General features: G+C 43.5%; 9 protein-coding genes and 1 pseudogene. 7 read left to right on the top strand and 3 right to left on the bottom strand.

What is annotated here, in order from left to right; translation table 11 throughout:
* Positions 1 to 7: 7 nt before the first annotated feature.
* The 5 genes from splA to AC1DN5_RS06390 all read left to right on the top strand — a co-directional run bounded on the left by splA (position 8) and on the right by AC1DN5_RS06390 (position 4479).
* A complete protein-coding gene (gene splA, locus AC1DN5_RS06410) occupies positions 8 to 247 on the top strand; it encodes a splAB operon transcriptional regulator SplA (RefSeq protein ID WP_016936321.1) in 240 nt (79 codons plus the stop codon).
* 84 nt (positions 248 to 331) lie between these two features.
* Entirely contained in the window at positions 332 to 1360 is a 1029-nt protein-coding gene (splB, locus tag AC1DN5_RS06405; protein ID WP_045926894.1) for a spore photoproduct lyase, read from the top strand.
* A 127-nt stretch (positions 1361 to 1487) separates the two neighbouring features.
* Complete coding sequence (locus tag AC1DN5_RS06400) at positions 1488 to 3455, top strand: methyl-accepting chemotaxis protein (RefSeq protein WP_016936319.1); 1968 nt, start codon at positions 1488 to 1490, stop codon at positions 3453 to 3455.
* A 79-nt stretch (positions 3456 to 3534) separates the two neighbouring features.
* On the top strand, positions 3535 to 4401 hold the full coding sequence (locus tag AC1DN5_RS06395; RefSeq protein ID WP_016936318.1) for an NAD(P)-dependent oxidoreductase: 867 nt from the start codon (positions 3535 to 3537) through the stop codon (positions 4399 to 4401).
* Between the two features lie 6 nt (positions 4402 to 4407).
* Positions 4408 to 4479, top strand: coding sequence for an ATP-dependent Clp protease proteolytic subunit (locus AC1DN5_RS06390; protein WP_349816684.1), 72 nt, complete (start codon positions 4408 to 4410; stop codon positions 4477 to 4479).
* A gap of 476 nt (positions 4480 to 4955) precedes the next feature.
* Here AC1DN5_RS06390 and AC1DN5_RS06385 read toward each other — a convergent pair whose 3' ends face one another.
* Together AC1DN5_RS06385 and AC1DN5_RS06380 are read right to left on the bottom strand one after the other, a co-directional pair.
* On the bottom strand, positions 4956 to 5348 hold the full coding sequence (locus tag AC1DN5_RS06385; protein WP_016936317.1) for a hypothetical protein: 393 nt from the start codon (positions 5346 to 5348) through the stop codon (positions 4956 to 4958).
* A gap of 302 nt (positions 5349 to 5650) precedes the next feature.
* Positions 5651 to 6424 (bottom strand): CAP domain-containing protein, encoded by a 774-nt coding sequence (locus AC1DN5_RS06380; RefSeq protein WP_016936316.1) that lies wholly within the window; start codon positions 6422 to 6424, stop codon positions 5651 to 5653.
* Between the two features lie 340 nt (positions 6425 to 6764).
* Between AC1DN5_RS06380 and AC1DN5_RS06375 the strand changes: the two genes are divergently transcribed.
* Both AC1DN5_RS06375 and AC1DN5_RS06370 read left to right on the top strand, forming a co-directional pair.
* Complete coding sequence (locus tag AC1DN5_RS06375; protein WP_366969456.1) at positions 6765 to 8897, top strand: peptidoglycan D,D-transpeptidase FtsI family protein; 2133 nt, start codon at positions 6765 to 6767, stop codon at positions 8895 to 8897.
* 177 nt (positions 8898 to 9074) lie between these two features.
* Entirely contained in the window at positions 9075 to 10895 is a 1821-nt protein-coding gene (locus AC1DN5_RS06370) for a PAS domain-containing protein (RefSeq protein ID WP_269775181.1), read from the top strand.
* Here the strand turns inward: AC1DN5_RS06370 and AC1DN5_RS06365 are convergent.
* Positions 10876 to 12089, bottom strand: a pseudogene (locus AC1DN5_RS06365) (aminotransferase A). The gene AC1DN5_RS06370 and the pseudogene AC1DN5_RS06365 overlap by 20 nt on opposite strands.
* Between the last annotated feature and the right edge of the window lie 74 nt (positions 12090 to 12163).

Below are 12163 nucleotides of genomic sequence, written 5' to 3'. Positions count from 1 at the left end.
GATTATCATGACAAAATCATTTGGAGCGGGGGATACGGTCTACGTCATTTACCGCAATCCGCATGCCGCCAATGTTGCCCATATTAAAGAGGCGGAGATCGTTCATCACCCATACCATGAGGGGGAACTGTCTCTATTTTTACACGAAACCTATCATCCGCTGGCCGAAGATGATGCGGTCTTTTCGACATATGAAGAAGCGGAAGCGCTTTACAGCGAGCTTTTTGAAGAAGACCGGCACCACTGATCAAAGGAAATGTTTACAACGCATATTCACTCTCTTTTGGACGGAAAGTAACAACGTGAGACTATGTAAAGGGAGTGTCTGTCTATGCTGAAGCCGTTTGTTCCCCAGCTTGTTTATATTGAACCGCGTGCGCTCGAATACCCGTTAGGACAAGAGCTGAAACATAAGTTTGAAAACATGGGGCTTGAAATCAGAGAAACGACATCGCATAATCAAGTCCGGAATATTCCGGGGAAAAATCATTTGCAGCAATACCGGAACGCGAAATCAACCTTGGTGATCGGCGTCCGGAAAACATTGAAATTCGATTCTTCAAAGCCATCCGCCGAATATGCTATTCCGTTTGCGACGGGCTGTATGGGGCATTGCCACTATTGCTATCTGCAGACGACGATGGGGTCAAAGCCTTACATCCGGACATATGTCAATGTGGAAGAGATTCTGGATCAGGCTGATGAGTATATGAAAGAACGGGCTCCGGAATTTACAAGATTTGAAGCCTCTTGTACGTCTGATATCGTCGGAATTGATCATTTGACACATACATTAAAAAGAGCCATTGAGCATTTCGGACAAAGCGAATTGGGAAAGCTCAGATTTGTGACCAAATTTCATCATGTCGATCACTTGCTTGATGCGAAGCATAACGGAAAGACAAGATTCAGATTCAGCATCAATGCGGATTATGTCATTAAAAACTTTGAACCGGGAACTTCTCCGCTCGACAAACGGATTGAGGCCGCTGTCAAAGTCGCTAAAGCGGGCTATCCGCTCGGCTTCATCGTGGCACCCATTTATATTCATGATGGCTGGGAGGAAGGCTATAAGGAACTGTTTGAGAAGCTGGATGCGGCACTTGATGAAGATGTCCGGCATGACATTACCTTTGAACTGATCCAGCACCGTTTTACAAAACCGGCCAAACGGGTGATCGAGAAGAACTATCCAAAAACAAAGCTTGAGCTGGATGAAGAAAAGCGAAGGTACAAATGGGGGCGTTACGGAATCGGCAAATATATATACCAAAAGGACGAAGAACTTACCTTAAGGGAAACGCTTGAGTCTTATATCGAAACCTATTTTCCGAAAGCGAAAATCGAATATTTTACGTAAGGCGGAGCTGTCGGCATGACGGCTCTTTTTTTTGCTGCGCCAAATGACGGAAATTTTTGATATTTATTTCAAGGTTTATTCATTTTCTTGGCCGAAAGACCGATATAACTCTCAGGAGGGGATGGTTATGTTTAAAAAAATGCATATCAAAATTGCTGTGTTTGTATCGGCAATGCTTATCGTAACGGTTGTTTTTTTAACGGTATCTTCATATTTGACATTAAAGCCGATGATGACAGATGAAGCAAAACGCACGACAGAAAATGTCACCAATTCACTCGGTCAGAACATTGAGCTTCAGCTGAAAAATGATGAGACTGTATTATTGAGATTAGCAGGCGGTGAATTGTCCCGCACGTTTTTAACAGATGGGAATAAAGAAACCGCGCGGCTCTTTAACGATGAGTTAAAGCAGATCGGGCAGAATGACAAATATGTCGCGCTTGCATACGTCGGAACCGCAGACAAACAAATGTTTACATATCCGAAGGCTGACTTTGCCAAAGACTATGATCCGACAAATAGAACGTGGTATAAAATGGCGGCCGAAAAACCCGATACGGTTGTCTGGACTGAGCCTTATAAAGATGCTGTGACAGGAGATATGATCGTGACGGCTTCAAAAGCCATTCAAAACAGCGGAACCGTCATCGGAGTGGCGAGCTTAGATTTGAAGCTGTCATCCATTCAGAGCATGGTCAATCAGCAAAAGGTTCCGTATAAAGGATTTGCGTTTTTAGCGGATGAAAACGGTTCTCTTCTGGCGCATCCGTCAAAACAGGGGAAAAATATTTCGGAAGATCAGGCGTTAAAAGACATCAGCTCAGACAAAGAAGGCATCAAAGAGCTGCAAGGGAATATGGTCGTCTATCAAACGATAAAAGAAACAGGATGGAAAGTCGGAACGCAGTTTGAAAAAGATCAGCTGATGGGAGTAGCCGACAAAATGAATACAGTGAGTATTTTTATGTCACTGATCGCCCTTGTGATTACGATCGGGCTCAGCTATTTCCTTGCGAAAACGATAACCGGGCCGATTCAGCAGCTGATCGCCAAAACAAATTCGGTCTCAGCGGGAGATTTAACCGTCCGCGCCCAGACTAAATCAAAAGATGAAGTAGGCGAATTAACAAAAGACTTTAACCAAATGGTTGAAAATATGAAAGAAATGGTCGAACAGGTCAAGACTTCTTCAGAAAAAGTGTCCGATACATCTGACCAATTAACCGTCATTTCACAAGAGACAAATGAAACGAGCGGACAAATCGCAAAAGCGATAGAGGAAGTCGCCGCCGGAGCGACTGAGCAAGCGTCAGAGGTTGAGACGATCAATGAAAAATCTGAAAATCTCTCAGTCAAAATAAGAGGAATCGCCGATCGCGCGGGGAGCATAAAACAACTCTCAAAATCTTCAGAGGACGCCAGCTACAAAGGATTAGACGCGCTCGGGCAGCTGCTGATGAAGTCAAACGAAGCCAATTCAGAAACGAAAAAAGTAGAGGCCATGCTGACCGATCTGGAAAACCAAACGAAAAACATAGAGGAAGTCGTAACGGCAATATCCGCCATTTCGGACCAGACGAATCTCTTGGCGCTGAATGCGAGTATTGAAGCCGCAAGAGCGGGAGAAAGCGGACGGGGTTTTGCCGTCGTCGCTGAAGAAGTCCGCAAGCTTGCTGAACAATCAGCTCTTTCCTCCGGACATATCAGTGAGACGGTCCGGCTGATTCAATCAGAGACGAAAGAAGCGTCGCACGCAATGATCGAGGCAAGCAGAATGAATGATGAACAAAACAGCGCCATTCATGAAACGGGCGAAGTGCTCAATCTGATTACGACGGAAATGCAGTCTCTCGTTCAAGGAATAGATCATATTTACAATGACATTCAAAAAATGAGTGAAGAACAAGCCGCGATCCAAGAAGCGATTCAAAGCATCTCCGCCATTTCTCAAGAATCAGCGGCAGCCGCGGAAGAAGTGAATGCCTCAACTGATGAACAGCTCGTTACGCTTGAAAAAGTGAAGCAATCGACCGACATGTTAAAGAGCGCGAGCGAAGATCTGATCAGCGCCATTTCTAAATTCACCTTGTAACGCGGACTCTATCAGCCTGTCATATGGTAATATAGACATGAAATCGTATATATGATTCGCAGCAGGGGAGGAAAACGCAGTGAACAAAACGGTCGGATTTATCGGTTTAGGCGTCATGGGAAACAGTATGGCATCGCACATTTTAGAAGCGGGCTATCCTGTTTTAGTCTACACGCGGACGAAACAAAAAGCGGAAGAGATTCTGAATAAGGGAGCGGTCTGGCAGGAGACGGTCAAAGACCTTTCGGAGAAAGCTGACATCATTATTACCATGGTCGGCTATCCGAGTGATGTCGAGGAAATCTATCTCGGTGAAAACGGCATTCTCCGTCATGCAAAAGAAGGGGCGTTTGTCATTGACATGACGACATCAAAACCGTCTCTGGCGAAGAAGATTGCGGAGAAAGCCAAAGAAAAATCGATTCACGCCCTGGATGCACCCGTTTCCGGCGGTGACATCGGCGCCCAAAACGGAACGCTTGCCATTATGGCCGGAGGAGAAAAAGAAGCGTTTGAAGCATGTCTGCCGCTTTTCTCCGTAATGGGGGAAAATATTCAGTATCAAGGGCCGGCAGGGAGCGGCCAGCATACGAAAATGTGCAACCAGATCGCGATTGCAGCGGGAATGGTCGGAGTGGCTGAAGCGATGGCTTACGCTGAAAAATCCGGTCTGAACCCGGAACAAGTGCTGAAAAGCATTACAACCGGAGCTGCCGGAAGCTGGTCATTGTCCAACCTCGCTCCCCGTATGCTGAAAGGCGATTTTGCGCCCGGCTTCTACGTGAAACACTTTATTAAAGACATGGGAATTGCTCTTGAAGAAGCGGAGCTCATGGGAGAAGAAATGCCTGGATTGTCGCTGGCCAAATCATTATACGACAAGCTTTCCGCGCAAGGAGAAGAAAACAGCGGAACTCAAAGCATTTATAAGCTTTGGGTGAAATAAAAAAGATTGCCCGAACGCGACTATTTTATGGATGCTGAGGAAGCGAATACTTACGGTATTGTTGGTAGTGTTTTATAAACAATGATCTGCAAATCTTGTATTCTTAGGGCCTTAATGAAGACAGGAACTTGGCAGGATAATGTATTAATGTGTATCCGTTTATAATATTCTACTGTTTGGAATCCCCCTCGTTTGTTTGATGCAGACTGTCTATTATAAATCAAAAGGGGGATTTCCGAATAATTATAAGGATTAATACAACTTTCCAACAGTAGGATGTATCATGTTTGATTCAACTATGAATTCGAGTAACCCAAATGTACATAGTAATAAATCGAGTTGATTCCCGCAATTAAAACCTAATAATTTGGCATCCAAAATTGAAATTCTATAGATTAGCCTTCTAGCAAAACTGAAAAATAAAAGAGGATGTATCGTAAAAATTCAAGAGATTTACGAAAACATCCTCGATTCAGAGATTTCATCATTACATGTTGTTTTTTGAGAATTCCAGATGAAATCAACGTTAAATCCATTTGTTAGCAATATGAATTTTAATGTTGTACAGTAATATAGTGTTTCAGTTCTCCTATATGGGTTTGAGTTCCCCAGGTCAATGCTACTTGCACATCATACTTGCCTGCTGGAATATTTTTCGTCAAAAAGCTTACTTTAAAATTGCGAACATTATGTCTATTAACATCTATATATTTGACTATATCTCCTTTTTTATTTTCAAGAAAAACTGTAACACCCCAGTTTACCTCATATTTTGAAGGCACAGTACCTGTTACGACAATAGAAGTAGCGTGTTTTGAGTAAGTATTAGCATCTGTTTGGAATTTAATTGCTCCTTTTGAAGTCATGGCTAACGCTTCTGAACTGTTTGAGAAAATCCCGAATGTCAAAAGAGCAACTGTGAATAGTGTCATTACAATTTTTTTCAACTGAAACTTCCTTTCTCCATTTTTATTTAGAAATCCATTCAATATATTACTAAATTTTGAAAAAATATTCAACGGAAAATAGGTAAATTCTACTTTTTATTATAAAAAAGTATTACTAAAGAAGTAAAGGGTAGCAAAACCATTTTAATCCTCACGTTTATGATTTTACAAAAAAGCTCCCGGCACCTCGTGCCGGGAGCTTCAAATGTTTATAAATTTATAAAGTGTTAGGCCCTTTTTTCGCCGTCTCAGCCACTTTTTCGACAGACAAAAGATTGCCCCGCGGGGCAATCTTTTTTTGTTTATTTTCCGATGAATTGCTGTGTCCAGATGTTTCCTGATTCTACATAACCGACACCGATTTGAGTGAACTCAGGATTCAGGATGTTCTTTCTGTGGCCTTCACTGTTCATCCAAGCTTTAACGACAGCTTCAGGAGTCGGCTGCCCTTTGGCGATATTTTCACCGGCAGTTTTATAAGTGATTCCGAAAGATTTCATCATATCGAAAGGTGAACCGTAAGTCGGACTTTGGTGATCGAAATAGTTTTTGTCTTTCATATCTTGTGATTTTGCGTGAGCTGATTTGCTTAGTTTATCATCAATCTGCAGAGGTTTTAAGCCTTGCTTTTGTCTCTCTGCGTTTGTCAATTCAACGACTTTCTTTTCATACGCACTGACAGATGAAGGAGTTTTCTCGCTGCTGTTGTTTGTGTTATCTGTCTGTTTTGCATTGTCAGCCGTCTGGTTTTGATCGGCTTTCGGTTTTTCAGCAGCTGCCGGAGCTTTTGCAGGTGTTTCTTTTTGAACGTCTTTAACTGTCATATCGGAATGCTTTGCGTGTTTTTGCAGCTGCTGTTTCAGTTCTTTCTCATTTTTAAAGCTCAGCTGTTTCGCGCTCTTTTTCATATGTAGTTTTTCAACAGCCTCTTGAAGAGTCAGATGCTGTACGGTGTTTCCTTTTTTCACAGTAACGACGTGCTGGCATGACAGCTCTTTGGCAGATGCCTGCTGAATGCCTCCGAATGTAATCAAACTGACTGCCGCGGCGGCAGATAAGAGAAATGCTTTCTTCATAAGTTTATAGCCTCCCAGAGAAGTTGTTTTTTTCTACATGAAAAATCTTATCACAGCTTTTTTGTCATAATGCAGGCATTCATTTCCTTTGACAACAAACTCTTGTCATAATTGTAATTGAGCATAGAAAAATGGCTTTATATCAGGAAAAACGATCTGTATTTATATTTTAAAATCCGTTACATTACTTCAAGTTATTTGAAGTGTTAGATATTTTTTAAGATAATTTGATCTTGACAGTTTTTTTTACCCGTTTTCGCTGTAACAACTTTTACAAAAATGTTACAATTAAAATCTGTTTATGTAAATATATTCAATGATTTGAGAGGTGTAACAGAAAGTGGCTGAAGTCGCGCGTGAACCAAAGAAAAAAACGAAACGTTACAGAGCGCTGAGAATGAATCTCTATTTTTTAGTTGTTTTCCTTCTCTTTACGGCACTGATTTTTAAACTCGGCATCGTCCAGATTGTCGAAGGGGATAAACACCGCCAGAATGCGGAGAAGGCAAATGCAAAAACCGCCTATTACCCGACACCGCGGGGAAAGATGTATGACAAGCGGAACAGGGTGGCGGTTGATAACCAGGCTGTGCCTGAAATTGTATACGTTTCTACCTCAAAAACCTCGGCAAAGGACAAATTGAAAACGGCAAAAAATCTCGCCGCACTGATCCATATTGATACTGAATTTATGAAGGATCGAAATATCATTGATTACTGGCTTGCCGCACATCCGAAGAAGGCGGAAAAGCTTATGAAGGATTCAGAAAACAGCCTGAAATCCCAAGAAGTGTACAAACGCCAGATTGAACGCGTCCCGAAGCAGGAGATTGATGCGATCAAAAAAGATAAAAAAGAGCTGCAAATTGCGGCGATTTATACGCGTTTTTCAAGCGGCAACGCCTATCAGCCGCAAGTCGTCAAATCAATGGACCCGAATAAGCTGAACGGAAACGGAAACAGCGGTTCACTGCTTGACGAACATGACAACAACAAGCAAAAACCGAAAAGCGACCTGACATATGAAGAAGTTTCCGTCGTATCCGAACACCTGAAAGAGCTCCCCGGCATTGACGTAATCAATGACTGGACACGGAAATATCCGTACGACAAAACGCTGTACTCTCTGTTCGGCGGTGTGACGACACCGGAACAGGGATTGTTAGGCGAACGGAAAGATTATTACGTCACAAGAGGCTACTCACTGAATGACCGGGTGGGAAAAAGCTACATCGAATATCAGTATGAAGACTATTTAAACGCACATAAAGAAAAAGTAGAGTATGTGGAAAACAGCAAAGGTGAAGTCGTCAGCCAAAAGCCCGTCGATGAAGGCAGCAGGGGCTACGATCTGCAGCTCTCGCTCGATATGGAATTACAATCGAAAGTCGAAAAAGTCATTGAAAAAGAGCTGAGAAGAAGCCGCGCCGCAGGCAACTATATGGTTGACAGAGGATTTGCCGTCATGATGGACCCGAACAACGGGGATATTCTCTCAATGGCGGGGAAACGCATTGATCTCGAAACAAATAAAATACAGGATTTTGCGATCGGAGCATTTACGACCCAATATGAGATGGGCTCTGCTGTTAAAGGAGCGACTGTTCTCGCAGGTTACCAAAGCGGCCTCCCGCATTGTAAAACGTTTGTCGATGCACCGCTTAAGTTTAAAGACGGCACGGAAAAGCAATCGTGGACACAAATGGGGACCATTACTGAGCTTACCGCGCTGCAAAGAAGTTCAAACATATATATGTTTCATGTGGCCATGCATATAGCCGGCATTACCTACATCCCGAACGGCACGCTGCCTGCCGGGTTAGACGATATTAAAAAAATGCGCAACTACTACGCCCAATTCGGCCTGGGTGTGAAAACCGGGATTGACCTTCCTCAGGAATCAGCGGGAATGCAGTCAAATCCGCAATTGGTCGGGGGATTGCTGCTGGATTTTGCGATCGGACAGTTTGATACGTATACGCCGCTTCAAATGGCTCAATATATTTCAGCCATCGCAAACGGCGGGTATCGCGTCCAGCCGCGGATCGTCACAAGCATTCATGAACCGGACAGCAAAAACAAAATTGGAAAAGCGATTGAACAGCGAGATATTAAAATTTTGAACAAAGTAAATAACAGCCCGAGCGATTTTGACCAAGTTCATAAAGGAATGAAGTTGGTCACAAGCTCACCTCAAGGAACGGCTTATTCAACATTCCAAGGTTCAGGCGCCGATGTTTCCGGTAAAACGGGAACCGCGGAGACGCACTATTACGGCACGAACAAAAACTGGTGGGGGAAATACACGTATAACCTGACCTTTGTCGGCTATTATCCGTCAGAACATCCACGAGTGGCATTCAGCGTTGTCGTTCCGTCTGTTCAGGATGATCACGATCATGTCAGCAAAAACATTGCCAAAGGAGCAATTGACGCTTACAAAGAACTTGAAAAGAAATACAATAAAAAATAACAAATGAAAGGGCGGCCGAACATCTCGTGCGCCCTTTCTTTCATTCAGGAAAATTGACGTTCACAATAAGAATAGAAGGAGAATGCTCATTTTTTAGCGAATCAATCTAGTGGAAATTCTTTTAATATCAGCCCGTGACCAGCCTGCAGTGTGAGTAAAATGCAAAGGAGGGATTCTGTGGAACAGGATACTCAGCATGTCAGACAGCTTCAATCGAAAACCGATCTTCATGCCGTTTTGACGTCTAATGGGCGTATTATGTATATTTCTGCAAACTGCAAATCGTATTTCAGTTATTCCCAGGAAGAAATGATCGGATCGTTTCTCAAAACGTTCCTGCATGAGGAAGATCAATTTTTGGTTGAAAGTTACTTCTATAATGAGCATCATTTAATGCCTTGCACCTTTCGCCTTATTAAAAAAGATCATACCATTGTTTGGCTTGAAGCAGGTGTGGAAATTGTCACACCGCAAATGGAGGGGACAGATCGGGAAATTATCCTTAAAATCAAGGTGCTTGAGGAGAAGACACCGTGCAGGTCTTATATGTATGAACAAAAGAAGCAAAAGGCGGAACAACAGTCAGCAGAAGCGGCTGGAAACGGCGAATTTGAGCGTCTTGTTGAAACGCTGCCGAATCCTCTATACGTCAGTATCAACGGCACAATCGCCTACGCCAATAACGCGATGCTTGCCATGCTGGGAGCCGACAGCAAAGATGAGGTGATCGGCAGACGCTCTTATGAGTTTATCGAAGAAGAGTATCATGACATTGTGAAAAACCGAATTGTGCGGATGCAAAAAGGGATGGAAGTCGGAATGATTGAACAGACGTGGAGAAGGCTTGACGGCACGCCCATTCATTTAGAAGTGAAGGCGGCGCCGACGACATATAAAAATCAGCGGGCGGAATTACTGCTTCTGATTGATATTTCTTCGCGGAAAAAATTCCAGACGATTCTTCAAAAAAGCAGAGAGCGTTATCAGCTCCTCATTCAGAATTCAATTGATACGATCGCCGTGATTCACAATGACAAATGGGTATTCATGAATGAGTCGGGCATTTCGCTTTTTGAAGCAGAAACCTATGAAGATTTAATCGGAAAAAACATCTATGATCAGCTTCATCCCTGTGATCATGACGACGTGAAACAGCGGATTCAACATATTATCGACCGAAAGACCGAGTCCGAAATCATTAAACAATCGTGGTTTACTTTTAAAAACCGGCTGATCTATACGGAAATGGTCTGCATTCCGACGACGTTTTTCGGAGAAACGGCCGTGCAGGTCATTTTGCGTGACATTTCTGAGCGGAAGCAGACGGAGGAATTAATGCTGAAGTCGGAAAAGCTGTCTATCGCAGGGCAGCTGGCGGCGGGAATCGCTCACGAAATCCGCAACCCGCTGACGGCGATCAAAGGATTTTTACAGCTCATGAAGCCGACGATGGAAGAAAACGAACATTATTTTGACATTGTGTTTTCTGAACTGAGCAGAATCGAATTAATTTTAAGTGAACTTTTAATGCTTGCCAAACCTCAGCAAAATGCCGTAAAAGAGCGTGTAAACTTAAAGAAAATTATAAGTGAAGTGACCGCTCTTTTAGAGACGCAGGCGAATCTTAAAGGGATTTTCATCAAAACGGATTACGAACGGGACAGCATGTTTATTAACGGTGATCAAAATCAGCTGAAGCAGGTGTTTATCAATCTGATAAAAAATGCTGTTGAGTCGATGCCCGATGGGGGAACGGTCCACATTCTCATGACAGAAGATGAGTATTCCGTCAATGTGACGATCAAAGACGAGGGTGACGGGATACCGGAAAACGTGCTGAAACGGATAGGCGAACCGTTTCTGACAACGAAAGAAAAAGGAACCGGCCTGGGGCTGATGGTCACATTCAACCTTATTAAAAACCATCAGGGAGCCATCCAAGTAGACAGCAAGCCGGATAAAGGCACGGCTTTTCACATTACATTCCCGAAACAATAAAAAACAACGGCGTAACGCCGTTGTTTAAATAGTCTGCATGGATTCTCTCGTTTTTAAAATAAATGCTTCCAGCCGGTCCAAACCTTCTCTCAATGTATCCAGTGAATATGCGAATGACAGCCTCACATACCCTTCACCCAACTTTGAAAACGAGCTGCCGGGCACTAGAGCCACACCTGCATCCTCTAAAAGAGCCATACTAAAATCAAACGATGACATTCCGAATGACTTAATGGAAGGGAAGATATAAAATGCGCCTGACGGCTTTACGACGTCAAGCCCCATTGACACAAGACGGTCATATACATAATCAAGCCGCTTTTTATACTGTTCTCTCATAATAAGCGCATCATCAACGCCGTTTGTCACCGCTTCAAGCGCCGCTTTCTGGGAGATCGAGGACGCGCATGTCACACTGTACTGGTGAACTTTTAAGATGTGCTTGGCAATGTCTTTCGGTGCGAAAATGAAACCGATTCTCCAGCCCGTCATGCTGTGTGATTTTGACAGGCCGTTGATCACGATCGTCTGGTCTCTCAAAAAAGACGCGATTGAGTAATGCGGTCTGTCATAGGTTAATTCGCTGTAAATCTCATCCGACAGTACAAAAACATTTCTGCCTTTCAGTACGGCTGCGATGTTTTTCAGCTCTTCTTCTGACAATGTCACTCCGGTCGGATTTGACGGATAAGGAAGAATGACGCATTTTGTTTTAGGCGTCAGCGATTCTTCAATGAGCCGCGCTGTCAGCTTAAATCCGTGTGTCGTCGTGTCCACATGAACGGGAACGGCGCCTGACATGCGGATAATCGGTTCATAGCCGGGATAAATCGGTCCGGGCAGAATGACTTCATCGCCGGGAGATAAAATCGTCCGCAAAGACGCGTCAATCGCTTGGCTCGCCCCGGTTGTGACGATGATTTCCGTTTCGGCTTCATAATTCAGATCCGCTTTTTTCTTCATATAAAGCTGTACGGCCTGTCTCAGCTCAAGACCGCCTGCATTCGGAGTATACGCCGTAGCGTTCTCGTCGATTGCTTTTTTGGCCGCCGCTTTGACATGGTGCGGCGTGAAGAAATCCGGCTGGCCGATCGTAAGCGAAATCACATTATCGTGCTGAGCTACAAGATTTGAGAATTTGCGAATTCCTGAAATTTCAATTTCTTTTACATTCGGATTAAGCAAATGTTCCATAATTCATCACCTTATACTATATATTGAGTTTATCCTATTTTACCACTAGCTGAGCATTTGTCATCTATTTAAGT

This window comes from Bacillus sp. 01N42_2 (assembly GCF_056399565.1).
The sequence above is the reverse complement of the archived record's forward strand: the minus strand, read 5'-3'. Positions and strand labels throughout refer to the sequence as shown.